A 24,568-nucleotide genomic window follows, 5' to 3' on the forward strand; every position below is an offset into this window, starting at 1 on the left:
AAGACCGTCCGGCCGAATTGCCGGGCGATCGGCTTGTTCCGCTAGAACAGGTTCTCCTGCTCCTGGAACAGACTCATCACCGATTCGCCGCGCGCGATGCGACTGATCGTCTGCGCGATCAGCGGCGCCACCGAGAGCTGGCGGATCTTGCTGCACTGCGACGCGGCGTCGCTGAGCGGAATGGTGTTGGTGACCACGACCTCGTCGAGCGCCGCGCCCTGGGCGATGCGCTCGATGGCGGGGCCGCTGAAGATCGGGTGCGTGCAGTACGCGTACACCTTGCGGGCGCCGCGTTCCTTCAGCACCTCGGCCGCCTTCACCAGCGTGCCGGCGGTGTCGATCATGTCGTCCATGACGACGCAGTTGCGGCCGTCGATGTCGCCGATCACGTGCATGATCTCGCTGACGTTGGCCTTGGGTCGGCGCTTGTCGATGATGGCCAGGTCGCAGCCGAGCTGCTTGGCCAGGGCGCGCGCGCGCACCACGCCGCCGACGTCGGGGCTCACCACCAGCAGGTCGTCGTAGTTCTTCTGCCGCAAATCGCCCAGCAGCACCGGCGAGGCGTAGATGTTGTCGACCGGGATGTCGAAGAAACCCTGGATCTGGTCGGCGTGCAGGTCCATCATGATGACGCTGGACACGCCGACCGCCTGCAGCATGTTAGCCACCACCTTGGCGCTGATCGGCACCCGGGTCGAGCGCGGGCGGCGATCCTGGCGGGCGTAGCCGAAGTAGGGGATGACGGCGCTGATGCGTTCGGCCGACGAGCGCTTGAGCGCGTCGACCATGATCAGCAGCTCCATCAGGTTCTCGTTGGTCGGCGCGCAGGTCGACTGCACCACGAACACGTCGCGCGCACGCACGTTCTGCTTGATCTCGACCGTGACTTCGCCGTCGGAGAAGCGGCCGACGTCGGCCGCGCCCAGCGTGATCCCCAGGTTGCCCGCGATCTCGGCGGCCAGCGCCGGATTGGCGTTGCCTGTGAACACCAGAAAGTCAGAGGAGTTGAACGGGTGCATGCGCTTTCTGGCGGGTCACTGTACGGTGCGGCGAAAAGCCGGGATCGCGCGCATCGCGCGCGTCCCGGACTCTCGATTGCGAACACTGGTTTGGCAGGGGAGGAAGGATTCGAACCCTCGCATGCCGGAATCAAAATCCGGTGCCTTAACCGACTTGGCTACTCCCCTACACAGGTCGCCGGCCGAAAACGGCTGGCCAGCCACCCTCAACTGTCATCTGGCGCCCAGCCGCGCAGCGGATGGACTTCCAGATTGCCGCAAATGCGCACCTGCCAGCCTGGCGGTACCTCTGGCGTGGCGACCTGGGCCGCCAGCGCATCCGGCACCAAGGCGAACACCGCGCTGCCCGAACCGGTCATTGCGCCCCTGAGGCCCAGTCGCGCCAGTCGCTGGACCGTCTGGGCCACCTGCGGGCAAAGCCGCTCGGCAACCGGTTGCAGGTCGTTGCGGCCGTGGCCGTACGGATCTGCTGCAAAGCCTGAAAGTATAGCAGGAGGCGTGTCGCGTCGCAGGTCCGCGGCGTTGAAAATGTCCGCCGTGGCCAGTCCCTGCGGCGGTTTCACCACAATGAAGCGGGCCGGCGGCAGCGCCAGCGGGCTGATCCGCTCGCCGATGCCTTCAACCCAGCCGTGGCCGCCGTGCAGGAAGAACGGCACGTCGGCGCCCAGTTCGAGGCCGATGGCCGCCAGCTGTGACCGGCTCAGACCCAGGCGCCAGAGCCGGTTCAGCGCCAGCAGGGTGCTGGCCGCGTCCGACGAGCCGCCACCCAGGCCGGCCTGCGCCGGAATGCGTTTCTGCACGCCGATGTGCGCCCCTTCGGTGCAGCCGGTGGCGACCTGCAGCTGCCGCGCGGCACGCACGATCAGGTCGTCGGCCGGCAGCGCCGTGCCAAGGTCCTCGCGCGTGATCGAACCGCCTGTGCGGCGCTCGAAGTGCAGCGTGTCGCACCAGTCGATCAGCATGAAGGCCGACTGCAGCAGGTGGTAGCCGTCGGCGCGCCGGCCGGTGACGTGCAGGAACAGGTTCAGCTTGGCCGGGGCTGGCACCTCGTAGAGCGCGCGCATGGCGGGATTTCAACGCTCCAGCACCACGCGCAGTTCGGCCGTCGGCAGCGGCATCAGCCGGCGGGCGACTAGGCGACCGCTGTCCAGGCTGCCCAGGTCGGCCTCCCAGCCATCGACCGCCTGCGGCGTGCCATTCAGCCAGCCGAACAGCGCGCGCACCGGAATTGCGGCGCCGGTGAGTTCCAGCGCCAGCGCTTCCAGCGATTCGTAGCGGCGCGTCTGTTCGCCCTGGCGCAGCAGGGTCTGGCCCGGTTGCCACTGCATCACCGCCAGCGTGCTGCCCAGCGGCGAGGTCAGGCTGAGCTCGCCGGCCTGCGGGTTGCCGTTCAGCTCGAAACCGGCGAAGAAGGATTGCGGCGGCTCGGAGGCGACGACCAAGCCGAGCCGCCCGGACCAGCGCTCGGGTTGGGTCGTGGCTGTCGGCTGGCCGGGCGGACTGGCGCAGGCCTGCAGCAGCAGCGCTGCGGCGACCAGCAGCCAGCCGGACAGCAGGCGGCGCGTGCTCGCCCATGTCCGGTCCATCGCCGGCTTCACGGTGTCACCTGCAGGCGCTTGAGCGTCTTGACCAGGGTATCGTTCTCGGCATCCAGCCGCAGGCCGTCGCGCCAGATCCGGCGCGCGTGGTCGTGCTCACCGAGCACCCACAGGACCTCGCCCAGGTGCGCCGCGATCTCCGGGTCTGGGCGCTTCTGGTAGGCCGCCTCCAGGATGCTGCGTGCCTCGCTGGCGCGCCCCTGGCGGTAGGCGACCCAGCCCAGGCTGTCCTGGATGTAGCTGTCGTCGGGCGACAACTGCACCGCCTTCTCGACCAGGGCGCGCGCCTCGTCCAGCCGCAGGCCCCGATCGGCCAGCGAATAGCCGAGCGCGTTGTAGGCATGGTGCGCTTCGGGGTTGATCTCGATCAGGCGGCGAAACAGCCGCTCCATTTCGGCCAGGCGCTCGGCGCCCTCGGCGGCCATGCCGGCGTCGTAGAGAAGGACCTCGTCGTCGGGGCTTTTCTCCAGCTCGGCGCTGAGCAGCAGGTAGGCCGCCTCGGCCTGTCCGTGCTCGCGCAGCAGCTGCGCTTCGGCCAGCAGCTTCTGTCGCGCGTCCTCGGCACGGCGTTCAGGCGCCGCGCGGATCGCCTGGCGCGCTTCCTCCAGCTGGCCCTGGCGCGCCAGCAGGTGGGCACGGCGTACCTGCACCGCCAGGATCTGGTCGGGCGAGTCGACCTGGGCCAGCAGCTTCTCGGCGCCGGCGTAGTCGCGGCGGCGCTCGGCGATGCGCGCCAGCATCATCAGCGCCTGGCTGCGCCCGACCTCGCGGCTGGCGCCGGGCTGCTCGGCCTGCGCCTGGACCAGTTCCAGGTAGCGTTGCAGGGCGGTTTCGGCCTCGGCCTCGCGGCGTTCGTCGGCCAGCAGGGCGCCCTTGACCAGCCAGCCCTCGGGATAGTCCGGCAACTGCTGGTTGAGCTGGTCGAGTTGCGCGTGGGCGTCGGTGAAACGGCCCAACTCGACCAGCGCGCGCGCATAGCCGATCCGCACTTCCGGCGTCGCCTGCGGATTGTTGAGGTGGCGCAACACCAGGGCTTCGGCCAGCGGCTCGTTGGCCGAGGTCATCAGCTGCAGCGCCAGCAGCGCCGGCCATTCGGAACTGGCGCCATCGTCCTGGCCCAGCGTGGCCGCCGACAGCGCGCCCGCCGGGTCGCCGGCCTGCAGCCGCATGCGGCCGATGGTGGTCCATGCCGCCGGCGCCAGCTCCTTGTGGGCGATGGCATCCGACAGCCCCAGCTCCACGGCTTGCGCGGCCACCGTCCGGTCGGGCGCGCGCTGGTAGAGCGCCGGAATCGCGCTGATGAAGGAGACCTTCTCGGCCTCGGGCAGTGCCGCCAGCAGCTTGCGCAGCGGCGCGTCGGTGTCGGCCACGCGGCCGAGCGCGATCAGCACCTGCAGCTGGTAGCGGCTGGCTTCCACGGAATCGGGGTAGGCCTGGCTCCAGGCGCGCGTGGCCTCCAGCGCCGCCGGGCCGGCGCGCGACTGGATCGCCATCTCGGTGGCGCGCTTGAACAGCGACTCGTCCCCGGTGCGGCGCGCGGCGTTCAGCATGTGGGACGCGCCGGTCTGCGCATCGCCTTGCTGCAGTGCGAATTCGCTCAGCAGCAACTCGTACAGCAGCCGGGCCGTCATGCGCGACTGCGGCTGTGACTGCGCCTGCATTGCGGTGGCGGATGCAGCCGGCCTGGCCGCTGGTGTCACGGGTGCCTGGGCCAGCGACGTGGACCCGGCCGATGCCAGCAGCAGCGCGAGCAGGACGCGATGGGAGGACTTCATCGAACGATAATAATCCAAGCCCATGTCCCGTCGCCGCCATGCCTGAGCTACCCGAAGTCGAGGTGACCCGGCGCAGCTTCGCCGACCGCATCACGGGCGCGCGCATCCTGTCGGTACGGCTGGGGCGGCCGCTGCGCTGGCCGCTCGGCCGCGCGCCCGAGAGCCTGCACGGCTTGTCGGTGCTGAAGGTGAGGCGCCGCGGCAAGTACCTGCTGCTGCAGCTCGACGAGGGCGTGCTGCTGATGCACCTGGGCATGTCCGGCAGCCTGGTGTTTCGCCCCGAGCTGCCGGTGCCTGGCCCGCACGACCACTTTGACCTCGTGACCAGCCAGGGCGTGCTGCGCCTGCACGATCCGCGCCGTTTCGGCGCGGTGGTCTGGTCCGCCGGCGCCGATGTCGATCCGGCGCACAAGCTGCTCTCGACTCTGGGTACCGAGCCGCTGGACGACGGCTTCGATCCAGCCGCGTTCCACGCCGGCCTGAAGCTGCGCCGCGCGCCGATCAAGCAGGTGCTGCTGGCGGGCGACCTGGTGGTCGGTGTCGGCAACATCTACGCCTCCGAGGCCTTGTTCATGGCCGGCATCCGCCCCACGGTGCGTGCCTGCCGCCTGTCGCGCCCGCGCGCCGACCGCCTGCACGCGGCGATCCGCGAGGTGCTCTGCCGCGCGGTCGAGCGCGGCGGCAGCACGCTGCGGGACTTTTCCAGCGCAACCGGCGAGAGTGGGCATTTTCAGCTCGAGGCCGCGGTCTACGGCCGCGCCGGCCAGCCCTGTCTGCGCTGCGGTGCGCCGATCCGGCAGATTCGGCAAGGCCAGCGCTCGACCTTTTTTTGCGCCCAGTGCCAGCGCGGCTGATGGGGGCTGCGCCGGGCGTGCCGATGCCGCAGCAGGGCCCGACCGGCTTCTCGCAGCGCATCATCGCCTGGCAGCGGCAGCACGGGCGCCACGACCTGCCCTGGCAGGCCAGCCGTGATCCCTACCGGGTCTGGCTGTCCGAGATCATGCTGCAGCAGACCCAGGTCAGCACCGTGCTGGCGTACTACCCGCGCTTCCTGGCGCGCTTTCCCGATGTCGCCAGCCTGGCGGCGGCGTCGCTGGAAGACGTGCTGGGCCTGTGGAGCGGACTGGGCTACTACACCCGGGCGCGCAACCTGCACCGCTGCGCCCGACAGGTGACGGAGCGCTGCGCCGGCCGCTTTCCGCGCAGCGCGCAGGCCTTGCAGGAGCTGCCCGGCATCGGCCGCTCCACCGCCGCCGCGATCGCCGCGTTCTGCTTCGGTGAGCGCGCCGCGATCCTGGACGGCAACGTGAAGCGCGTGCTCGCGCGGGTGTTCGGCATCGATGCCGACTCGAGCCTGGCCGCCAACCAGCGCGCGCTGTGGCAGCGCGCCGAAGCGCTGCTGCCGAACCGGGATCTGCCGGATGCCATGCCGGCCTACACGCAAGGTCTGATGGATCTCGGTGCGACGATCTGCACGCTGCGCCGTCCGGCCTGCGCGATATGTCCCTTGCAGGATGTCTGCGTGGCGGCGCGCGAAGGCCAGCCGGAGCGCTACCCGGTCAAGAGCCGCCGCCCGCGCCGCGGCCGCATGACGCTGTGGCTACTGCACGCCGTCGATGCGCGCGGCCGGGTGTGGCTGGCGCAGCGACCGGCCAGCGGCATCTGGGCGCGCCTGCACTGCCTGCCGCAGTACGCCACGCGCGATGCCTTGCTGGACAGCCTGCCCGTGGCGGCGCGCCGGACCGTGGTGGAGCACGCGCCCTTCGTCCATGTGCTGACCCACCGCGATCTCGACGTGCACGTGCTCAGCGCGCACCTCCCGGCGTCGGCCTGCCAGGCGCCCGAGGGATGCTGGTACGCGCAAGCCGAGTGGCCGGCACTGGGCCTGCCGGCGCCGGTGCGCCGCTTTCTCGGCGCGCAGCTTCAGTCCTGACGCACGTCCAGTTCGCGGTGCCGGCGCAGGGTCTGCCATTCATCGCCGAACAGCGCCGCCAGTTTCTCGACCAGGTAGACCGAGCGGTGCTGCCCACCGGTGCAGCCGATCGCCACCGTGACGTAGCTGCGGTGGTCGCGCGCCAGCGCCGGCAGCCAGGTGCGCACGAAGTCGGCGATCTGCTCCAGCATCAGCTGCACCGGCGGCTGCGCGTCGAGAAAGTCGATCACCGGCTGATCGCGCCCGGTGAGCGGGCGCAGATCGGGTTCGTAATGCGGATTCGGCAGCATGCGCACGTCGAACAGGTAGTCCGCGTCCAGCGTGATGCCGCGCTTGAAGGCGAAGGACTCGAACACCAGCGTCAGCTGCGCCGTCGGCAGCGCGATCAGGTCCTTCACCGCGGCCAGCAGCTGCGCCGGACGCAGGAAGCTGGTGTCGATCACGTGCGAGCGCTCGCGCAGGTCGCCCAGCAGTTCGCGCTCGTGCTGGATCGCCTGCATCAGCGTGTGGTGGCCGTTGGTGTCGGGCTGCAGCGACAGCGGGTGCCGGCGTCGGGTCTCCGAGAAGCGCCGCACCAGCGTGTGGTCGCTGGCGTCGAGAAACAGCAGCCGCAGCGACAGGCCGCGGTCGCGCAGGCCTTGCAGCAGCAGCGGCAGCTGCGGCAGCGACTCGCCGCTGCGCACGTCCATGGCGATGGCGATCTTGCGCCCGCGGCGCTGGTCTTCCAGCGCGATGAAGGGCTGCAGCAGCTCGGGCGGCAGGTTATCGACGCAGAAGTAGCCGGCATCCTCCAGCGCGTGCAGCGCGATCGACTTGCCGGACCCCGACATGCCGGTGATCACCACCAGTTCGGTCATCATGCGCGCGCCTTGCGGCCGCGCTTGGACGGCGTGGCCTGATCGGCCGAGCTGGCTGCGGGCGACTGCAGCATTTCCAGCGCGTGCGCCAGCGTGGCTTCCGAGATGCGCTCGCCGCCCAGCATGCGGGCGATCTCGCGCGTGCGCGCCTCGCCTTCCACGACGTTCACCGCGCTGGTGGTGGTGCCGCCACTGCCGGCCTGCTTGCTGACCAGCAGGTGCCGGTTGGCGCAGGCCGCCACCTGCGGCAGATGGGTTACGCACAGCACCTGCCGGTCCTGGCCGAGCCGGCGCAGCAGCCTGCCGACGGTCGCCGCCACCGCGCCGCCGACGCCGGCGTCCACTTCGTCGAACACCAGCGTGCCGGCCTCGCCGAGCTGGCTGGTGGTGACGGCGATGGCCAGTGCCAGGCGCGACAGCTCGCCGCCCGAGGCGACTTTCTCGATCGCCCGCGGTGTCGAGCCGGCGTGGGCGGCGACCAGGAAGGCCACGCCCTCCAGCCCGTGCGCGGTCGGTTCGGCCAGCGGCTGCAAGCTGACCTCGAAGCGGCCGCCGGCCATGCCCAGATCCTGCATCGCCGCCGTGACCGCGTCGGCCAGGCGCGGTGCGGCCTTGGCACGCTGGGCGGAGACCTGGCGTGCGACTTGCAGGTACGCCGCGTGCTGTTGCTGCGCATCGCGCTGCAGCCGATCCAGGTCGGCGCTGGATTCGAGTTGCGCCAGTTCAGTGCGCCAGCCTGCCAGCAGCGCAGGCAGCTCCTCGGGCGGGCGGCGGAAGCGGCGCGCCAGCCCGACCCACTGACCCATGCGCTGGTCGAGCTCGGCCAGCTGATCCGGATCCAGGTCGGCGCGGCGCAGGTAGGCGTGCAGGCTGTGGGCGGTGTCGCGCGCCTGCGCAGCGCTGGCTTCCAGCACCTCGACCAAAGCCGTGAATTCGGGCTCGATGCCGCTTTCGGCCTGCAGCGCCTCCTGCGCCTGCGCCAGCGCCGGCAAGGCGCCGAGGGTGCCGGCGTCGTCGCCTTCCAGCGCCGCCGCAGCCGTCTGCGCGGCGTCGATCAGCGCCTGTGCGTGCGACAGCCGGGTGTGCTGCTGGTTCAGCTCGTCCCATTCGTCCTCGCGCGGTGCCAGCTTGTCGAGTTCGCCGATCTGCCATGTCAGGCGCTCGCGTTCCTGCGCCAGTTGGCCCTGCGCAGCCCGCGCCCGCTGCAGCGCGGCCTGCGCCTGCTGCCAGTGCTGCCAGGCTTCGGCCAGCGGCGCGGTGTCGACGCCGGCGTAGGCGTCCAGCAGGGCGCGGATCGCAGCCGGCCGCGTCAGGCTCTGCCAGGCGTGCTGGCCGTGGATGTCGAGCAGCCAGTCGGCCAGTTCGCGCAATTGCGTCAGGGTGGCAGGCGAGCCGTTGATCCAGGCGCGGCTCTTGCCGGCGGCGCCGATCGTGCGGCGCAGCAGCAGCTCCGAGGCATCGACCTCGAAGCCGTTGGCCTCGAGCCAGGGCAGGGCGGGTGGCGGGGCGTCGAACTCGGCGCCGATCTCGCAGCGCGGCTGGCCTTCGCGCACCCACAGCGCATCGCCGCGGCCGCCGAGCACCAGCTGCAGCGCATCGACCAGGATCGACTTGCCGGCGCCGGTCTCGCCCGTCAACGCGGTGAAGCCCTCATGCAGGTCGAGCTCCAGCGCCGGCACGATGACGAAATCGCGCAGCATCAGGTGGCGCAGCGCCATGGTGCTCAGACGCCTCCTTCGTTCCAGTGCAGCTTCTCGCGCAGCGTGTCGAAATAGCTCCAGCCCCTGGGGTGCAGGAAGCGCACGCGGAACTCCGAGCGCCGCACGACGATGCGGTCGCCGTGCTGCAGCGAGGTGATCGACTGCATGTCGAAGCTGGCGCTGGCGTCCTTTCCGGCGACGATCTCGATCGAGATCTCGACCGGATCGGCCAGCACGATCGGCCGGTTCGACAGCGTGTGCGGCGCGATCGGCACCAGCACCCAGGCCGGCACCAGTGGATGCAGCAAGGGTCCGCCGGCCGACAGCGCGTAGGCGGTCGACCCCGTCGGCGTGGCGATGATGATGCCGTCGGCGCGGTGGTTGGCGACGAAATGCCCGTCGACGTCGACGCGCAACTCGACCATGCTGGCCGCGGCACCGCGGTTGACCACCACGTCGTTCATGGCGAATGCCTCGAACACGCTGACGCCTTCGCGGAAGACCCTGCCGTGCATCAGGGTGCGGTGATCCTCCTCGTAGGCGCCGGCCAGCATGAGCGCCAGCGTTTCGCGGTACTCGCCCAGCGGGATATCGGTCATGAAGCCGAGCCGGCCCTGGTTGATGCCGATCAGCGGCGTGCCGTAGCGGGCCAGCTGGCGCCCGATGCCCAGCATGGTGCCGTCGCCGCCGGCCACCACCGCCAGATCGCAGTCGCTGCCGATGGCGGCCACGTCGAGCGCGCTGAACTCCGTCAATCCGGTGCTGAGCCACGTGTGTTCGGCCAGGCTGACTTCGCAACCCTGCTCACGCAGGAAATGGCCGATGTCGGCAATGACCTCGCGTGTCGAATCGGTGGTCGTGCCGGTGGCCGATTCAGCGTACTTGCCAACCAGGGCGACGCGGCGGAACTTCAGGCTCATTGCCAAATTACATCATAATGATTTGAATGCTTGACGACCGTGCCCGCCTGCTGCTCAAGACATTGATCGAGCGCTACATCGCGGACGGTCAGCCAGTCGGATCGCGCACGCTGTCGCGTGCGTCGGGGCTGGATCTGTCGCCCGCCACCATCCGCAACGTGATGTCGGATCTGGAGGAACTAGGTCTGATCGCCAGCCCGCATACCTCGGCCGGCCGGGTTCCGACCGCCCGCGGCTACCGGCTGTTCGTCGACACCATGCTGACCGCGCAGCGCCCCGAGTTGCCGGCGCCGCAACTGGCGCCGGACCAGCCGCAGAAGGTGATCGCCAGCGCTGCGCACCTGCTGTCCGACCTGTCACAGTTCGTCGGCGTGGTGATGGCGCCCAAGCGCAGCTCGGTGTTCCGCCACATCGAGTTCCTGCGTCTGTCGGAGCGGCGCCTGCTGCTGATCATCGTCGCGCCTGACGGTGACGTGCAGAACCGTGTGCTGTTCACCGAAGTCGACTACACGCCGGCCGAACTGATCGAGGCCTCCAACTACCTCAACACGCATTTCTCCGGCATGGCGATCGAGCAGGTGCGCACCCGGCTGCACCAGGAGGTCGATCGGCTGCGCGGCGAGATCGCGACCCTGATGCAGGCGGCCGTGCAGGCCGGCTCGGAAGCCATGAGCCAGGCGCAGGACGAGGTCATCATCTCCGGCGAGCGCAATCTGCTGTCGGTGAGCGATTTCTCCAGCGACATGAACCAGCTGCGGCGCGCGTTCGATCTGTTCGAGCAGAAGGCGCAGCTGCTGCGCCTGCTCGACGTGTCCACCCAGGCCGAGGGCGTGCGCATCTTCATCGGCGGCGAGAGCCAGGTGGTGCCGGTGGAGGAGCTGTCGGTGGTCAGCGCGCCATATGAAGTCGATGGCCAGGTGGTCGGCACACTGGGCGTCATCGGCCCCACCCGTATGCCCTACGACCGCATGATCCAGATCGTCGACATCACCGCGCGCCTGGTCAGCAACGCGCTCAGCCAGGGCAAGGGCAGCGGCGCCTAGAATCGCGTTCGGCGGGGGCGTTAGCTCAGTTGGTTAGAGCAGGGGACTCATAATCCCTTGGTCGCTGGTTCGAGTCCAGCACGCCCTACCAGAATTCAATGCTACAATGCGCGGCTCTGCGCGGCTGTAGCTCAGTTGGATAGAGTACTTGGCTACGAACCAAGGGGTCGTGGGTTCGAATCCTGCCAGCCGCGCCAACACAATCGCAAGAAGCCTCGCAAGTCATGGATTTGCGGGGCTTTCTCGCATGGAGGCGAGGCCCATGTTCACAGGCATCATCACCGCCGTCGGCCGCATCGTGGAGGTGCGTGATCTGGGCGCCAGCAGCGCGCACGGCAAGCAGCTGGTCATCGAGACGCCGGCAGCCTATCTGGACGACGTCGAGCCGGGCGACAGCATCGCGCTGAACGGCGCCTGCATGACGGCGACGCAGGTCGATGCGGCAGGCAGGCGCTTCGTGATCGATATTTCGGCCGAATCGCTGGCGCGCACCAGCGCGCTGGACCGGCCCGGGCCGGTGAACCTGGAGAAGGCCTTGCGGGCGCACGACCGACTGGGTGGGCACATCGTGTCGGGGCATGTGGACGGCATCGGCGAGGTGACGCAGTTCGCGCCGATCGGCGAGAGCTGGGAACTGCGCATCCTGGCACCGAAGGAACTGGCGAAGTACCTGGCCTACAAGGGCTCGATCACCGTGAACGGCGTCAGCCTGACGGTGAACCGCGTCGGTGATCTGGCGGCGGGCTGCGAGATCAGCATCAACCTGATCCCGCACACGGTGCAGAACACGGCGCTGCATGCGCTGGCAACCGGTGCGCGCGTCAACCTGGAAATCGACCTGATCGCGCGCTATGTCGAGCGCATGCTGAGCGCGACGACTACCTGAACCACGGCAGCTTGACCAGTCCGGTTGCGAGCGTGGTGCCGCATAGCACCACGGCGCCACAGCCCAGCATCCAAGGCGTGATCGCCTCGCCCAGCAGCGTGGCGCCGTAGACGATGGCGAACACCGGCACGGCGAAGGTGACGGTGAGCGAGCGTGCGGGCCCCAGCGTCTCGATCAGCCGGAAGTACATGATGTAGGCGATGCCAGTGCACAGCACGCCGAGCGCGACGACCGAGGCCCAGGCGCCAGCGCTGGGGGCGGTGGCAGGCCACAACAGCAACGCCGGCAGTGCCAGACCCAGTGCGGCGCCGATCTGGCTGCCGGTGGCGGTCATCAGCGCCGGCAGGCCGCTGAGGTAGCGGTGCGTGTAGCTGGCCGCGGTGGCGTAGCTGAAGGTGGCGCACAGGCAGGCCAGCACGGCCCAGGCGGCCATGCCGGCCGAAGTGCCCTGAAAACTGATCTTGTCCCAGGCCAGCAGGGCGACGCCGATGAAGCCGATCACCAGGCCGATCGTGCGCGAGGCGCCGGGCTGGTGGCCCAGCCAGGCCCAGGCGACCAGGGCGCCGAACAGCGGCACGGTGGCGTTCAGGATCGACGACAGGCCGGTCGGCAGGTGCAGCAGCGCGAAGCTGAACAGCGCGAACGGGATGCCGGAGTTGATCAAACCGCACAGCAGCACCGGGCCGGCGTGGCGCCGCAGCGCCAGCCACTGGCCGCGTGCGAGCATCAGCGGCAGCAGGAACAGCGCCGCCACGCTGACGCGCACGAAAGCCGTCGGCAGGGCGCCGAACTCGAGTGCCGCCTGCTGCATGAACATGAAGGATGAGCCCCAGATGGCGGCCAGCAGCACGAATTCCAGCGCCACCAACCCGGACACGGGCACGGTGGCAGGGGCGGCGGCTCGGGCGGGCATGGCGCGCAAGTATCGCCGAGCACCGCGTTGTGCGGCAGGCTTCCTACAATCTCGGGCCATGCAAGTCACTTCCAGCATCTTCAAGGCCTACGACATCCGCGGCACCACGCCGGTGACCATCAACGAGGCGGTGGCCGAGGCGCTCGGCCTGGCCTTCGGCACGCAGGCGCTGACGCTGGGCGAGCGGGTGGTCGCGGTGGGCCGTGATGGCCGCCTGTCCGGCCCCGCGCTCGGCGCGGCGCTGATCCGTGGCCTGGTGGCGGCCGGCATCGAGGTGATCGACATCGGCCTGGCCACCACGCCGATGCTGTACTTTGCCGCGCACACGCTGTGCAGCAGCGGCATCCAGGTCACCGGCAGCCACAACCCGCGCGACGACAACGGCTTCAAGATGGTGCTGGCAGGCCGCGCCATCCACGGCGAGGACATCCAGTCGCTGCGCCGCATGATCGAGGCCGAGAGCTGGCAGCGGCGTGATGGCGGCAGCGTGCGCCCGCACGACGTGCTGCCGGCCTACCGGGAGCGCATCGTCTCCGACATCCGCCTGGCACGGCCGATGAAGATCGTGGTCGATTGCGGCAACGGCGTTGCCGGAGCCTCGGCACCGGCCATCTTCCGCGCCATCGGCTGCGAAGTGATCGAGTTGTTCAGCGAGGTCGACGGCAGCTTTCCCAACCACCATCCCGACCCCAGCAAGCCCGACAACCTGCGCGATGTGATCCTTGCGCTTCAGCAGACTGACGCCGAACTCGGCCTGGCCTTCGACGGCGATGGCGACCGGCTCGGCATCGTCACCAAGGACGGGCAGAACATCTTTCCCGACCGGCAGATGATGCTGTTCGCCCGCGACGTGCTGTCGCGCGTGCCGGGCGGCACCATCGTCTACGACGTCAAGTGCTCGCAGCGCCTGGCGCCGGCCATTCGTGCGGCAGGCGGTGAGCCGCTGATGTACAAGACCGGCCATTCGCTGGTCAAGGCCCGGATGAAGGAACTCGATTCGCCGCTGGGCGGCGAGATGAGCGGCCACATCTTCTTCAAGGAGCGCTGGTTCGGCTTCGACGATGGCACCTACGCGGGCTGCCGCCTGCTCGAGATCCTGAGCCGTTCGCCCGACGCCAGCGCGGTGCTGAACGAGCTCCCGACCAGCCACAGCACGCCGGAGCTGAACGTGGCCTGCGCCGAGGGCGAGCCGCATCGGCTGGCGGCCGAACTGCAGGCGCTGGCGGGGGATGCGTTCGCGGCGCCGGCGCAGGTGTCGACCATCGATGGCCTGCGGGTCGACTGGGCCGACGGTTTCGGGCTGATTCGTGCCAGCAACACCACGCCGGTGCTGGTGCTGCGCTTCGAGGGCCATACGCCGGCAGCGCTGCAGCGCATCGAGGCCGACATGCTGGCCCTGCTGCGCCGCGTCAAGCCCGATGCGCAGGTCGGTGCGTCGGCGCACTGACAGAATGACGAGATGACCTTGCCGCTGCGCGGCTTCGATGACCAAATGACTGCCGATCGGTACATGAAGTCTCGCGCCTCGCAGTGGTCATGGCGGCGCAGCCGCCGTCATTGACGCGCAGCGAAATCATTCCGTCATCGAGCCCGCTGTGTCCCGCCTGCTCTACGACCTTGCCACCTGGCTCGCCCAGCCGCTGCTGCGGCGCAAGCTGCAACGGCGCGGCGCGGCGGAGCCGGGTTATCTGGAGGCGGTGGATGAGCGCTTCGGGCGCTACAGTACCGCACGACCCGAGGGCGCCGGACCGCTGGTGTGGCTGCATGCCGTCTCCCTGGGCGAGACACGCGCCGCCGCCATCCTGCTGGCGGCGCTGCGCGAGCGCATGCCGAGCATGCGGCTGCTGCTCACGCATGGCACTGCCACCGGACGCGCCGAAGGCCTGAAGCTGCTGCGGCCGGGCGACGTGCAAGTCTGGCAGCCCTGGGACACGCGGGGCGCCGTGCGGCGCTTCCTGCGCCACTTCCGGCCCGATGTCGGCGTGTTGATGGAGACCGAGGTCTGGCCCAACCTGGTGCTGGAAAGCCGGGCGCATGGCGTGCCACTGGCGCTCGCCAACGCCCGCCTGTCGGCCAGATCCCTGCGTGGGGCGGAGCGGGCCGGCTGGCTGATGCGGCCGGCCTACCGCGCGCTGGCGGCGGCCTGGGCGCAGACCGAAGCCGATGCCCAGCGGCTGCGCCAGATCGGCGCGCCGGTGGCGGGCGTGTTCGGCAACCTCAAGTTCGATGCCGAGCCCGACGCGGCGCTGCTGGCGCGCGGCAAGGCCTGGCACGTGTGGTCGGCGCGTCCGGTGGTGATGCTGGCCAGCTCGCGTGAAGGCGAGGAGGCCGAGTTCCTGGGCCGGCTACGCGATCTGGCGGCAACCACCGAAACAGCAGGCCGTGCCGACGCAGCGCATTGGCCGCAATGGTTGATCGTGCCGCGCCATCCGCAGCGCTTCGATGCCATCGCCGAGTTGATCCTGGATCAGGGATTCAGCCTGTCGCGCCGCAGCCAGTGGGCTGACGGGCCGCCGGTCACCGCCGAGGTCTGGCTGGGCGACAGCCTGGGCGAGATGCCAGCGTATTACGCTCTTGCCGATGTGGCCCTGCTGGGCGGCAGTTTCGCGCCGCTGGGCGGGCAGAACCTGATCGAGGCCGCGGCCTGCGGTTGTCCGCTGGTGATGGGGCCGCACACCTTCAACTTTGCCGAGGCCGCCGAGATGGCGGAAGCCGCCGGCGCTGCGCGCCGGGTGCCGGACCTGGGAGCGGGTCTGACGGTGGCGCTGGCCTGGCTTACCGACGCCGTGGGGCACACTGGCCGGCGCCAGGTCGCGCTGGATTTCTCGCGTGCCCACCGTGGCGCCGCCATGCGCAGCGCCGAAGCCGTTGCCGGCTTGCTGCGCCGCGCCTGAGACGGCCACATTTCCGGCACACGCGTCGAGGCTTTTTCGGCTGCGCATTTCGCCCAGTGGTCTGTTAAAGTTTGTTGGCCTGCTTCCGGCTCCTCTGGTAACGATTGAAAGGCGCAAGGTGCTTCGGTTCTTCGGCATTTTCCTGGTGGTTCAACTGGTGCTGTTCGGCATCGAGATGCTCGGTCCGGTGCAGCAGGCGGTGGTGCACCCGTGGACCGGCTGGCTGGCCAGCGTCAGCGCCAGCATCGTGCACCTGATCGACCCTTCGGTGATCTCCTATGGCCGCGTGCTGCAAAGCGCGAAGACCGGCTTCGGCGTGTCGATCGAGGCCGGCTGCAATGGCGTCGAGGCGACCATCGTGCTGGTGGCGGCGATGCTGGCGTTTCCCTCCTCCTGGCGCATGAAGCTGTGGGGCATCGGGCTGGGCTTCATCGCCGTGCAGGCGGTCAACCTGATCCGCATCGTCAGCCTATTTTTCCTCGGGCAGTGGAATTTCCAGGTGTTCGAGTTCGCGCACCTCTACATGTGGCAGGCGCTGATCATGCTGGACGTGCTGATCGTCTGGCTGCTGTGGATGCGCTACGTCGCCAAGCGCGATCCCAAGCCGGCAGTCGCTGCGGCGGCCTGAGCGCCCGCCATGCCCATGCGCGCCACCCTGATCGGCCGCTTCCTGCTGCTGGCGGTCGTCTGGCTGGCCCTGCTGCTGCCGCTGTGGTACTGGGCCGCGCGCTGGTTCGCGGCGCCGCCGATCTGGCTGGCCGGCACCGTGATGAAGAGCCTGTTCCACTGGGTCGAGGGTTTCGAGCAGGAAGGCGTCAACGCGGTACTGCACACCCTGGTGCAGGTGCGCATGCAGGGGCCGACCGGCGACGTGCTGGCCGAACTGGCGCCCGAGGTCAGCTACCCGACCTACGGCTACGGCATGGTGCTCCTGTGGGCCATGCTGCTGGCCGCACGCACCGGGCGCTGGTGGCTCAAGGGCCTGGTCGGCAGCCTGATCCTGATTCCGGCGCAGGCCTGGGGCATCTGCTTCCAGTGGCTGCGCGACGTGGCGATCGGCTCCGGCCCGACCGGGTTGGCCTACCTGGGCTGGAACCAGTGGTCGCTGGAGGCAATCGCCTACGGCTACCAGTTCGGTTTCCTGATGATGGCGCCGATGGCGCCGATCCTGCTGTGGCTGATGTTCAACCGGCGCTTCGTCGCGGCGCTGTGGCTGGAAGCGGCGCTGGAAGGCGCGCCGGAGCAGCGCCAGCAGGCGCCATCGAAGCCGGCCAACAACGCCTAGGTTTCGCGGGCGGGAACCGTGCGGAAGGCGTTTGCCGCGCGCGCCGCTCTCAGGGCATCAGCATCCGGTTGATCGGCAGCAGATCGGTGTAGTCGAGCGAGCCGCTGGCCTGCTTCAGACGCAGCAGGCCGACCAGCACGTCGTAGCGCGCCCGCGCCAGGTCGCGCCGGGTCTGGAACAGCTGGCTTTGCGCGTTCAGCACGTCGATGTTGATGCGTACACCCACCTGGTAGCCGAGCTGGTTGGCCTGCAGGGCGGTCAGGCTGGACTGCTCGGCCGCCTCCAGCGCCTTAACCTGTCCCAGGCCCGACTGCACGCCGAAGAAGGCGGCGCGCGTGGCCTGCGACACCGTGCGTTCGATGTTGTCGAGGTCGGCGCGCGCCTTGTCCTGCAGCGCCAGGGTTTCGCGCACCCGGTTCTCGATCGCGTAGCCGGCGAACAGCGGCCAGTTCAGCACCACGCCGATGCCGGCGTTGGTGCTGCGGTAGCGCGCGCCCGGCGCCGCGCTGACCGAGGGGTTGCCGTCCGGATAGCGGCTCTGGCCGACGCTAGCCTGCAAATCCACGGTGGGCAGGTGGCCGGCCTTAGCCTTCTCGGTCTCCAGCCGCGCGATGTCGAGCGCCATGCGGCTCTGGATCACGGCCGGATGCTGCGCAGTCGCCAGATCGACCCAGGCCTGCACGCTGTCGGGTTGCGGCAGCGGCAGCACGATCGGTTCGGCCAGCGGGCGCGGCTGCGTGCCGATCTGGCCGACCAGCTGGTCCAGCGCCAGCTTCTTGACGCGCAAGTCGTTCTCGGCGGCGATCTCCTGCGCCGTGGCCAGGTCGAAGCGTGCCTGCGCCTCGCGGCTGTCGGTGATGGTGGCGTTGCCGACCTCGAAGTTGCGCTTGGCGAACTCGAGTTGCTCGGCGACGGCGGCCTTGAGCGCGCGCACGAAGCGCAGCGAGTCGTCGGCCGCCAGCACGTCGAAGTAGGCCTGCGACAGGCGCACGATCAGGTCCTGCTCGGTGCCGGCGAGCTGCACCTGCGCCAGTTCGGCCTGCATCTTGCCCTGGTCCCAGCTGATGCGGTTGGCCGGCCGGTACAGGGGCTGCGAGCCGACCAGCGAGCCGTTCAGCACGTTGAACGAGCGGCTGGACGAATTGCCGGCGACGTTGACGTCGCTCCAGCTGCGCTGCGCGCCGGCCTGCAGGCCGAGCTGCGGCAGCAGCCCGGCACGGGCCTGGTCGGCGCGGGCCTGGCTGGCCTGCGCCTGTGCCTGCGCCGACTGGGTGGCGGCGTCGTAATGCTGGGCGCTGTCGTAGAGCTGCAGCAGGGATTGCGCTTGCGCTGGTACCAAGCCCCAAGCCAGAAGGGCGACGGCACAGGTCAGGGAGCGGCGAAAGGGCAGGCGCATCGGTGTCCTTCAGTAGCGCGGAATGCTGGGGTCCACGGTCAGCGACCAGGCATCAATACCCCCGGCGATGTTGGCGACATGCGTGAAGCCGCGCTGCGCCAGGAACATCGCCACCTGCATGCTGCGGCCACCGTGGTGGCACAGCACTGCGACCGGGCGCGCCGCATCGAGCTCGTGCAGGCGCGGCGGGATGCTCATCATCGGCATCTGCAGCACCTCGACGCCGTTGGCGTGCACGCTGGCGACACGCCACTCGGCCGGTTCGCGCACGTCCAGCAGCAGTGGCTCGCCGTTGGCACGTGCGGCCTGCAGCCAGGCCGGCAGCGCTTGCGGGGTGACCTGCTCGATCATCAGACGGCCGAGGGCTGCGCCGGCAACATGGTTCAGAAGCGGAAGCGCGCCGGTTCGGGGAAGCCCAGCAGCCGCGGTGCCACCGTGTCCCAGGGCTGGGTTTCCATCAGGCCGGCCTCGCTCCTGCGCACCAGGGTGGCGCGCATCATGGGTTCCTCGCCGACGATGCCCATCAGGCGACCGCCGGGTTTGAGCAGTTCGAGCAGCGCGTCGGGCAAGCGCGCCACCGAGCCCGACAGCACGATGACGTCGAACGGGCCGTCGGCCGACAGGTCCGCACTGGCGCCATCGGCCACGCGCACCTCGACGTTCAGCACGCCGGCGCGCTGCAGGTTGGCGTAGGCGCTCTGCGCCAGTTCGGCGTCGAACTCCAACGTCAGCACGCGCTGCGCGCGGTGGCCGAGCAGCGCCGCCATGAAGCCGGAACCGGCGCCGATCTCCAGCACCTTCTCGTGCTTGGCCACCTGCAGATCCTGCAGCATGCGGGCCTCGACGCGCGGCGCCAGCATCACCTGACCGGCGGCGATGGCGGCGTCGCCGGGCTTGAGCGGGATCTCCAGGTCGGCGAAGGCCAGCGCGCGGTGCGCCGGCGGCACGAAGTCCTCGCGCCGCACCACGGCCAGCAGGTCCAGCACATGGGCGTCGAGCACGTCCCAGGGGCGGATCTGCTGCTCGATCATGTTGAAGCGGGCTTGTTCGACGTTCATCTCAAAGGCTCCATGCGTGAATGCGGGCAAACCCTGAATTCTATCGGCCGCCGCCGGTCTGCCCCAGGGGCGGGGACTTGCGGAACCGGCGCTTGAGCCAGCCCGCCAGATCGTCCAGGTAACAGTACACCACCGGCACCACCACCAGCGTCAGCAGCGACGAGGTGATGACGCCGCCGATCACCGCCTGGCCCATCGGTGCGCGCTGCTCGGCGCCCTCACTGACGGCGAAGGCCAGCGGCACCATGCCAAACACCATCGCCAGCGTGGTCATCAGGATCGGCCGCAGGCGCACGCGCGCGGCTATCAGCAACGCCTGCTCGCGCGGCAGCGCCTCGTGCACGCCGTCGAGCGCGCCGGTTTCGCCGACCCGGCCCTCGCGCGCGCGAATGGCGAAATCGACCAGCAGGATGGCATTCTTGGTCACCAGACCCATCAGCATGACGACGCCGATGATGGAGAACATCGACATGCTGGAGCCGAACAGCATCAGCGCCAGCACCACGCCGATCAGCGTCAGCGGCAGCGAGGTCATCAGCGCCAGCGGCTGCAGGAAGCTCCTGAACTGGCTGGCCAGGATCATGTAGATGAAGATCACCGCCATCGCCAGCGCCTGCAGCGCGTAGGCGAAGCTCTCCTGCATGTTCTTGGTGGCGCCGCCGAAGGTGTAGCCATAGCCGGGCGCGAAGGCCGTCTGCCCGAGCGCGGTGCGGATGTCGCCGGACACCTCGCCGGTGGTGCGGCCGTGCACGTTGGCGGTGATCATGATCTCGCGCAGCATGGCGCGGCGGTTGATCTGGTTGGTGGTGGTGGCCTGCTCCAGTTCGGCCACCTGGTTCAGGCGCACGATGCGCGGCGTGCCGTCGGGGTTGACGCCGACGGTGAGCGGCAGACGCTCCAGGTCCTGCAGCGTGGTGCGCGCTTCGGGCGCCAGCCGCACCACGACGTCGTAGGTCTGGTCGTCCGGCGCGCGCCAGTTGCCGGCGATGGTGCCGGCGATCAGGGTGCGCAGCGGGCCGGCGATCTGCGCCGAGCTGAGGCCGAGCTCGGAGGCGGCCTCGCGCCGCACCTTGACCTCCACCGTCGGCTTGTCGGGCTTGCTGCTGGAGTCCAGGTCGACCAGGCCAGGGATGGCGCGCAGCTGCGCCATCAGGGGGCGCGCCAGGCGTTCGAGCTCGGCCTGGTCCGGGCCCTGCAGCGAGAACTCGATCTGCTTCTGCCCCCCCACCGGCTCCAGCAGGCCGGCCTGCGTCACCGTGATGCCGGGCACGGCGCGCAGGCGCTGGCGGAAGTCGGCCGCCAGCTCGTCGGCGCTGCGCGTGCGCCGGTGGCGGTCGACCAGCCGGATGTACAGGCTGGCGTTGGTCTTGCCGGTGGCGTTGCCGCTGTTGATGGTGGTGACGGTGTAGACCACCTCGGGATAGCTTTCCAGGATCGCCGATACCTGCCGCGCCTTGGCCTCGGTTGCCTCCAGCGCCGAGCCCTGCGGCGTGTAGAAGGCGATGTTGGTTTCGGAGAAGTCGGCCTGCGGCACGAACTCGGTGCCCAGCAGCCGCACCATGGCCACGCTGGCGCCGAAGATGGCGGCGGCGATCAGCAGCGTCAGCAGCTTGTGCGCCAGCGCCCAGCGCAGCAGGCGCTGGTAGCCCTTGGCCAGGCGCTCGGTGGCGTCGTCGAACCAGGCGGTGACGCGGCCGATGGTCTTGTCGTAGAGCGTGACCGGCGGGCCGGCCTTGGCGCCATGGGTGCGGATGCTGGGGTCGTGCCAGACCGAGGACAGCATCGGGTCCAGCGTGAAGGCGACGAACATTGAGATCAGCACCGCCGCCACGATGGTGATGCCGAACTCGTGGAAGAACTTGCCGATGATGCCTTCCATGAAGCCGATCGGCAGGAACACCGCCACGATCGACAGCGTGGTGGCCAGCACCGCTAGACCGATCTCGTGCGTGCCCTCCATCGCGGCGCGGAAGCGGTCCTTGCCCATCTGCGCGTGGCGCACGATGTTCTCGCGCACCACGATGGCATCGTCGATCAGCAGGCCCACGCAGAGGCTCAGCGCCATCAGCGTGATCATGTTGATGGTGAAGCCGAACACCTGCATGAAGAAGAAGGTGCCGATGATCGAGATCGGCAGCGTCAGGCCGGTAATGACGGTGCTGCGCCACGAGTTGAGGAACAGGAACACGATCAGCACCGTCAGCGCCGCGCCCTCGATCAGGGTCTGCCGCACGTTGGTCACGGCGACCCGGATCGGGCGCGAGAAGTCGGTCACCGGCTCCAGCCTGATGCCGGGCGGCAGCTCCGCGCGCAGCAGTTCCACCGCCTGGTACAGGCCATCAACGACCTCGATGGTGTTCTCGTCCTGCGCCTTCTGTACCGATACCAGCAGCGTGCGCTCGCCGTTGTAGAGCGCCAGCGATTCCTGCTCCTGCGCGCCGTCGTGCACGCGCGCCACCTGCTCCAGGTAGATCGGCGCGCCACCGCGCCGGGTGACGATGATGCGGCCGAAGTCCTCCGGCCGCTGCATGCGGCCTTCGAGCTGCACGGTCAGCTCCTGCGCCGGCGTGCGCACCGGCCCGAGCGGTTCGTCCTGGTTCTCGCCGCGCACAGCCGCCATCACCTGGTCGGGCGTCACGCCCAGCGCTTCGAGTGCCTGCGGCTGCAGGTACAGCTTGATTTCGCGCTTGGAGGCGCCGACCAAGTTCACAGCGCCGACACCGCGCACGTTCTCCAGCCTTTTCTTGAGCACCTGGTCGGCCCAGTTGGTCAGCTCGATGGCGGACAGGGCTTGCTGGCCCGGCGGCGGATCGGGCAGTACCGCCAGCGACCAGATCGCGCGGCTGGCCGGATCGAAGCGCAGCACGCGCGGTTCCTTGACCTCGTCGCGCAGCAGCGGGCGTACCTGGCCGACCTTCTCGCGCACGTCGTCGGCTGCCTTGCGGCCGTCGATGTGCAGCTGGAACTCGATGATGACGACCGAGAAGCCCTCGTAGCTGCGCGAGTACAGGGCGTTGATGCCGGCTATCGAGTTGACGGCTTCCTCGATCTTCTTGCTGACCTCGCTCTCCACGATGGCGGGTGCGGCGCCAGGGTAGTCGGTGGTGACGACGACGACCGGGAAGTCGACGTTCGGGAACTGGTCCACCTGCAGGCGCTGCAGCGAGAACAGCCCGAGCACGACGAAGGTCAGCATCAGCATGCTGGCGAACACCGGGTTGTTCAGGCTGACCTTGGTGAACCACATGGCTGGTGATGGGTGCTCAGGCGCGGCTGCGCGGCGTGGCCGGCAAGCTCATGGCCGCACGTTGCCCGGCGGTGCGCTGGCGATGGAGGCCGGTTGCGCCAGCCGCACCTGCGTGCCCTCGCGCAGCAGGCCGGCGGCGCCGCGCAGCACCAGCGCGCCTTCCGGCACGCCGGTGACCGCGACCCAGGTTTCGTCGGCGACCGCGGCGCGGGTGCCGGTCTGCACCGTGTGGTGGGCGATGCGATCCCCCTCGACGACCTGCACGTAGGGCAGCGGCTTGTCGGTGCGCACGGCGCTCAAGGGAACCGCCAGCGCCTGCTGCTGTGCGGTTGCCAGCTGCCCCTGCGCGAACAGGCCCTGGCGCAGGCCGGGCTGGCCGGCCACGCTCAGGTACACCAGCACGCTGCGGCTGCCGGCCTGCGCGCTCGGATTGATGCGCGCCACCGTGGCCTGCACCGGCTCGGCCACGCCTTCGATGGCCAGGCTGGCCTGCTGGCCGACCTGCACGGCGACCGAATCGGCGGGGCTGAGTGCCGCCTCCAGCTCGAGCCGGCTCAGGTCGACGATCTCGACGATGCGCGCCTCGGGCGACACGCGCTCGCCGGGCTGCGCCAGCCGCTGCGAGATCTGGCCGCTGATCGGCGCCCGCAGCACGGTATCGGCAAGCGACTTACGCAGCACCTCGATGCCGGCCAGCGCGGCGCGGTGGTTGGCGCGGGCGCTGTTCAGGCCGGCCAGCGAGTTGTCGAGCGCAGTCTTCGAGATGAAGCCCTGCTGCACCAGCGCGGCGTTGTTGTCGTACTGGCGCTGGGCGATGTCGACCTGCGCCCGGGCGGCGTCGGCCTGTTGCTGTGCTTGGCGCACGCGGTCGGCGTATTCGCTCGATTCGACGCGTGCGATCACCTGGCCGACCTCGACCCGGTCGCCTTCGCGCAGTGTCAGACCCTGCAACTCGCCCGGCACGCGTGCCTTCACCAGCGCGGTGTTGACGGCCTTGAGCACGCCGGAGATCGGCAACCCGCTGTGCAGCAGCTGCGTCCGGACGCGGGCGACATCGATGGCGCCGAGCTCGATCACCGGGTTTTCGAGCTGCGCCGACTGCGCCTGCCGTTCGGCCTGGCGCGCGCTGTAGCTGCGCCAGCCGAGCAGGACGAGTCCCGCCAGCGCCAGCAGCAGCACGGTGGTTTTCAGCCAGCGGCGGAGCGCGGAGTTCATGGGCGCGATTGTTCCCGCCGCAGCCCGCGCACGATCATGTCGGCATGCAGGTCCAGCAGCACCGGCGGGTCTGGCAGCTGCCCGGCGGGGCCGCAGGGCGCCAGCGAGAAGCGCCAGATCACCAGCTGCACCAGCGGCGCCAGGATCAGGTGGCTTGCCAGCGCCGGGTCGAGCGGGCGGAATTCCCCGCGCTCGATGCCGCGCTGCACGATCCGGCGCACCAGCTCGTGCCCGGGCTGCACCACCTCGTCCTGGTAGTAGCGCGCCAGCTCGGGGAAGTTGGCGGCCTCGCTCATGATCAGCTTGGTCAGGCCGGCCGCCGGCGTGCCGCCGTACTGGGTCCACCAGCGGCGCACGAACTCATGCAGCAGCTCGGCGCTGCTGCCGGCGTAGCCGGCCACCTCGCGCATGGCGTCGGCCAGGTGCCGGCTGGCGTTCTCGCGCACCACGGCCTTGAACAGCTCTTCCTTGCTGGGAAAGTACAGGAACAGCGTGCCCTTGGAGACGCCGGCGCGGGCGGCGACTTCCTCCACCCGGGTGGCGGCGAAACCCTTCTCGACGAACAAGGCCAGCGCCGCCTCGAGCAATTCGCCCGGGCGTGCCTGCTTGCGGCGTGTGCGCCGGGGCGCCGCCGTTGGGGTGGGTTTCTGGGAACTCATTTAATGACTGACTGGTTAGTAATATTACTGGGTCGTCTCGGATCGCGTCAAGCTCTTTCTCCGGCCCGCTGGCCGCACCGGCGGCAGGGGCATCCCGTTGGAACTGGAAACATGTCACAAACGGTTTGCAGCGCGCCGAACGCCGGCATCCCGCCCGCGCACCCCGGCGA

22 protein-coding genes and 3 tRNA genes are annotated in these 24,568 nt (G+C 69.6%); 10 read left to right on the forward strand and 15 right to left on the reverse strand.

The window, feature by feature from the left end:
• Positions 1–41: 41 nt before the first annotated feature.
• From PK606_RS04765 to PK606_RS04785, 5 genes are all read right to left on the reverse strand, one after another.
• The gene (locus PK606_RS04765; protein WP_324561247.1) at positions 42–1,019 is read right to left on the reverse strand and encodes a ribose-phosphate pyrophosphokinase; all 978 of its coding nucleotides are present in this window, start codon (positions 1,017–1,019) and stop codon (positions 42–44) included.
• Positions 1,020–1,110: 91 nt separating this feature from the next.
• Positions 1,111–1,187 (reverse strand) — tRNA-Gln (locus PK606_RS04770).
• Between the two features lie 38 nt (positions 1,188–1,225).
• Complete coding sequence (ispE, locus tag PK606_RS04775; RefSeq protein ID WP_324561249.1) at positions 1,226–2,083, reverse strand: 4-(cytidine 5'-diphospho)-2-C-methyl-D-erythritol kinase; 858 nt, start codon at positions 2,081–2,083, stop codon at positions 1,226–1,228.
• A gap of 9 nt (positions 2,084–2,092) precedes the next feature.
• On the reverse strand, positions 2,093–2,605 hold the full coding sequence (locus PK606_RS04780; RefSeq protein ID WP_324561251.1) for a lipoprotein insertase outer membrane protein LolB: 513 nt from the start codon (positions 2,603–2,605) through the stop codon (positions 2,093–2,095).
• 8 nt (positions 2,606–2,613) lie between these two features.
• Positions 2,614–4,392 carry a tetratricopeptide repeat protein gene (locus PK606_RS04785; protein ID WP_324561253.1) on the reverse strand — a complete coding sequence of 593 codons (1,779 nt, stop codon included), beginning with the start codon at positions 4,390–4,392 and terminating at the stop codon, positions 2,614–2,616.
• 38 nt (positions 4,393–4,430) lie between these two features.
• Between PK606_RS04785 and mutM the strand changes: the two genes are divergently transcribed.
• Together mutM and mutY are read left to right on the forward strand one after the other, a co-directional pair.
• On the forward strand, positions 4,431–5,246 hold the full coding sequence (mutM, locus tag PK606_RS04790; protein ID WP_324561255.1) for a bifunctional DNA-formamidopyrimidine glycosylase/DNA-(apurinic or apyrimidinic site) lyase: 816 nt from the start codon (positions 4,431–4,433) through the stop codon (positions 5,244–5,246).
• Positions 5,246–6,325 carry an A/G-specific adenine glycosylase gene (mutY, locus tag PK606_RS04795; RefSeq protein ID WP_324561257.1) on the forward strand — a complete coding sequence of 360 codons (1,080 nt, stop codon included), beginning with the start codon at positions 5,246–5,248 and terminating at the stop codon, positions 6,323–6,325. Before mutM ends, mutY begins: the two co-directional genes overlap by 1 nt.
• Here the strand turns inward: mutY and rapZ are convergent.
• Genes rapZ through PK606_RS04810 form a run of 3 tightly spaced genes read right to left on the reverse strand, consistent with a single transcriptional unit; the run spans position 6,316 to position 9,802 of the window.
• Entirely contained in the window at positions 6,316–7,185 is an 870-nt protein-coding gene (gene rapZ, locus PK606_RS04800; RefSeq protein ID WP_324561259.1) for an RNase adapter RapZ, read from the reverse strand. The genes mutY and rapZ overlap by 10 nt on opposite strands.
• The gene (recN, locus tag PK606_RS04805; RefSeq protein WP_324561261.1) at positions 7,182–8,900 is read right to left on the reverse strand and encodes a DNA repair protein RecN; all 1,719 of its coding nucleotides are present in this window, start codon (positions 8,898–8,900) and stop codon (positions 7,182–7,184) included. Before recN ends, rapZ begins: the two co-directional genes overlap by 4 nt.
• Positions 8,901–8,905: 5 nt before the next feature.
• Positions 8,906–9,802, reverse strand: a complete 897-nt coding sequence (locus PK606_RS04810) for an NAD kinase (protein ID WP_324561263.1) — start codon at positions 9,800–9,802, stop codon at positions 8,906–8,908.
• Between the two features lie 26 nt (positions 9,803–9,828).
• Here PK606_RS04810 and hrcA point away from each other — a divergent pair, with 26 nt between their 5' ends.
• The 4 genes from hrcA (at position 9,829) to PK606_RS04830 (ending at position 11,731) form a co-directional block, all read left to right on the forward strand.
• Complete coding sequence (gene hrcA / locus PK606_RS04815; RefSeq protein WP_324561264.1) at positions 9,829–10,845, forward strand: heat-inducible transcriptional repressor HrcA; 1,017 nt, start codon at positions 9,829–9,831, stop codon at positions 10,843–10,845.
• A gap of 14 nt (positions 10,846–10,859) precedes the next feature.
• Positions 10,860–10,936, forward strand: a tRNA-Ile gene (locus PK606_RS04820).
• A 29-nt stretch (positions 10,937–10,965) separates the two neighbouring features.
• Positions 10,966–11,042 (forward strand) — tRNA-Arg (locus tag PK606_RS04825).
• 65 nt (positions 11,043–11,107) lie between these two features.
• Positions 11,108–11,731 (forward strand): riboflavin synthase, encoded by a 624-nt coding sequence (locus PK606_RS04830; RefSeq protein ID WP_324561266.1) that lies wholly within the window; start codon positions 11,108–11,110, stop codon positions 11,729–11,731.
• On the opposite strand, the gene PK606_RS04835 is transcribed toward PK606_RS04830, so the two are convergent.
• Positions 11,724–12,644, reverse strand: a complete 921-nt coding sequence (locus PK606_RS04835) for a DMT family transporter (protein ID WP_324561268.1) — start codon at positions 12,642–12,644, stop codon at positions 11,724–11,726. The two genes, PK606_RS04830 and PK606_RS04835, sit on opposite strands and share 8 nt — an antisense overlap.
• 58 nt (positions 12,645–12,702) lie before the next feature.
• Here PK606_RS04835 and PK606_RS04840 point away from each other — a divergent pair, with 58 nt between their 5' ends.
• The 4 genes from PK606_RS04840 to PK606_RS04855 all read left to right on the forward strand — a co-directional run bounded on the left by PK606_RS04840 (position 12,703) and on the right by PK606_RS04855 (position 16,823).
• The gene (locus tag PK606_RS04840) at positions 12,703–14,091 is read left to right on the forward strand and encodes a phosphomannomutase/phosphoglucomutase (protein WP_324561270.1); all 1,389 of its coding nucleotides are present in this window, start codon (positions 12,703–12,705) and stop codon (positions 14,089–14,091) included.
• Positions 14,092–14,239: 148 nt separating this feature from the next.
• Entirely contained in the window at positions 14,240–15,538 is a 1,299-nt protein-coding gene (locus PK606_RS04845) for a 3-deoxy-D-manno-octulosonic acid transferase (protein WP_324561272.1), read from the forward strand.
• 118 nt (positions 15,539–15,656) lie between these two features.
• Positions 15,657–16,166 (forward strand): exosortase H, encoded by a 510-nt coding sequence (gene xrtH / locus PK606_RS04850; RefSeq protein WP_324561274.1) that lies wholly within the window; start codon positions 15,657–15,659, stop codon positions 16,164–16,166.
• 9 nt (positions 16,167–16,175) lie between these two features.
• Positions 16,176–16,823 carry an exosortase H-associated membrane protein gene (locus tag PK606_RS04855; protein ID WP_324561277.1) on the forward strand — a complete coding sequence of 216 codons (648 nt, stop codon included), beginning with the start codon at positions 16,176–16,178 and terminating at the stop codon, positions 16,821–16,823.
• A 49-nt stretch (positions 16,824–16,872) separates the two neighbouring features.
• Here PK606_RS04855 and PK606_RS04860 read toward each other — a convergent pair whose 3' ends face one another.
• From PK606_RS04860 to PK606_RS04885, 6 genes are read right to left on the reverse strand one after another with little or no spacing between them, the layout of a single operon-like run.
• Positions 16,873–18,219 carry a TolC family outer membrane protein gene (locus PK606_RS04860; RefSeq protein ID WP_324561279.1) on the reverse strand — a complete coding sequence of 449 codons (1,347 nt, stop codon included), beginning with the start codon at positions 18,217–18,219 and terminating at the stop codon, positions 16,873–16,875.
• 9 nt (positions 18,220–18,228) lie between these two features.
• Positions 18,229–18,570 carry a rhodanese-like domain-containing protein gene (locus PK606_RS04865; RefSeq protein ID WP_324561281.1) on the reverse strand — a complete coding sequence of 114 codons (342 nt, stop codon included), beginning with the start codon at positions 18,568–18,570 and terminating at the stop codon, positions 18,229–18,231.
• A 32-nt stretch (positions 18,571–18,602) separates the two neighbouring features.
• On the reverse strand, positions 18,603–19,277 hold the full coding sequence (locus PK606_RS04870; RefSeq protein ID WP_324561283.1) for a protein-L-isoaspartate O-methyltransferase family protein: 675 nt from the start codon (positions 19,275–19,277) through the stop codon (positions 18,603–18,605).
• Positions 19,278–19,317: 40 nt separating this feature from the next.
• Entirely contained in the window at positions 19,318–22,524 is a 3,207-nt protein-coding gene (locus tag PK606_RS04875; RefSeq protein WP_324561285.1) for an efflux RND transporter permease subunit, read from the reverse strand.
• A 48-nt stretch (positions 22,525–22,572) separates the two neighbouring features.
• Positions 22,573–23,739 (reverse strand): efflux RND transporter periplasmic adaptor subunit, encoded by a 1,167-nt coding sequence (locus PK606_RS04880; protein WP_324561287.1) that lies wholly within the window; start codon positions 23,737–23,739, stop codon positions 22,573–22,575.
• Positions 23,736–24,398 carry a TetR/AcrR family transcriptional regulator gene (locus tag PK606_RS04885; protein ID WP_324561289.1) on the reverse strand — a complete coding sequence of 221 codons (663 nt, stop codon included), beginning with the start codon at positions 24,396–24,398 and terminating at the stop codon, positions 23,736–23,738. The genes PK606_RS04880 and PK606_RS04885 overlap by 4 nt, the downstream gene beginning before the upstream one ends.
• Positions 24,399–24,568: the final 170 nt, after the last annotated feature.

This window comes from Ottowia sp. (assembly GCF_035444425.1).
Lineage (GTDB): Bacteria > Pseudomonadota > Gammaproteobacteria > Burkholderiales > Burkholderiaceae_C > Ottowia.

Bases quoted from the DNA above. Each gene is read 5' to 3' on its own strand.
- PK606_RS04865 (WP_324561281.1), bottom strand. From the start codon at position 18,570: ATGATCGAGCAGGTCACCCCGCAAGCGCTGCCGGCCTGGCTGCAGGCC.
- PK606_RS04855 (WP_324561277.1), top strand. From the start codon at position 16,176: ATGCCCATGCGCGCCACCCTGATCGGCCGCTTCCTGCTGCTGGCGGTC.
- PK606_RS04880 (WP_324561287.1), bottom strand. From the start codon at position 23,739: ATGAACTCCGCGCTCCGCCGCTGGCTGAAAACCACCGTGCTGCTGCTG.
- mutY (WP_324561257.1), top strand. From the start codon at position 5,246: ATGGGGGCTGCGCCGGGCGTGCCGATGCCGCAGCAGGGCCCGACCGGC.
- PK606_RS04840 (WP_324561270.1), top strand. From the start codon at position 12,703: ATGCAAGTCACTTCCAGCATCTTCAAGGCCTACGACATCCGCGGCACC.
- PK606_RS04830 (WP_324561266.1), top strand. From the start codon at position 11,108: ATGTTCACAGGCATCATCACCGCCGTCGGCCGCATCGTGGAGGTGCGT.
- PK606_RS04835 (WP_324561268.1), bottom strand. From the start codon at position 12,644: ATGCCCGCCCGAGCCGCCGCCCCTGCCACCGTGCCCGTGTCCGGGTTG.
- recN (WP_324561261.1), bottom strand. From the start codon at position 8,900: ATGGCGCTGCGCCACCTGATGCTGCGCGATTTCGTCATCGTGCCGGCG.
- PK606_RS04780 (WP_324561251.1), bottom strand. From the start codon at position 2,605: ATGGACCGGACATGGGCGAGCACGCGCCGCCTGCTGTCCGGCTGGCTG.
- hrcA (WP_324561264.1), top strand. From the start codon at position 9,829: ATGCTTGACGACCGTGCCCGCCTGCTGCTCAAGACATTGATCGAGCGC.
- PK606_RS04860 (WP_324561279.1), bottom strand. From the start codon at position 18,219: ATGCGCCTGCCCTTTCGCCGCTCCCTGACCTGTGCCGTCGCCCTTCTG.
- PK606_RS04810 (WP_324561263.1), bottom strand. From the start codon at position 9,802: ATGAGCCTGAAGTTCCGCCGCGTCGCCCTGGTTGGCAAGTACGCTGAA.
- mutM (WP_324561255.1), top strand. From the start codon at position 4,431: ATGCCTGAGCTACCCGAAGTCGAGGTGACCCGGCGCAGCTTCGCCGAC.
- PK606_RS04870 (WP_324561283.1), bottom strand. From the start codon at position 19,277: ATGAACGTCGAACAAGCCCGCTTCAACATGATCGAGCAGCAGATCCGC.
- PK606_RS04875 (WP_324561285.1), bottom strand. From the start codon at position 22,524: ATGTGGTTCACCAAGGTCAGCCTGAACAACCCGGTGTTCGCCAGCATG.
- rapZ (WP_324561259.1), bottom strand. From the start codon at position 7,185: ATGATGACCGAACTGGTGGTGATCACCGGCATGTCGGGGTCCGGCAAG.
- PK606_RS04765 (WP_324561247.1), bottom strand. From the start codon at position 1,019: ATGCACCCGTTCAACTCCTCTGACTTTCTGGTGTTCACAGGCAACGCC.
- PK606_RS04785 (WP_324561253.1), bottom strand. From the start codon at position 4,392: ATGAAGTCCTCCCATCGCGTCCTGCTCGCGCTGCTGCTGGCATCGGCC.
- PK606_RS04885 (WP_324561289.1), bottom strand. From the start codon at position 24,398: ATGAGTTCCCAGAAACCCACCCCAACGGCGGCGCCCCGGCGCACACGC.
- ispE (WP_324561249.1), bottom strand. From the start codon at position 2,083: ATGCGCGCGCTCTACGAGGTGCCAGCCCCGGCCAAGCTGAACCTGTTC.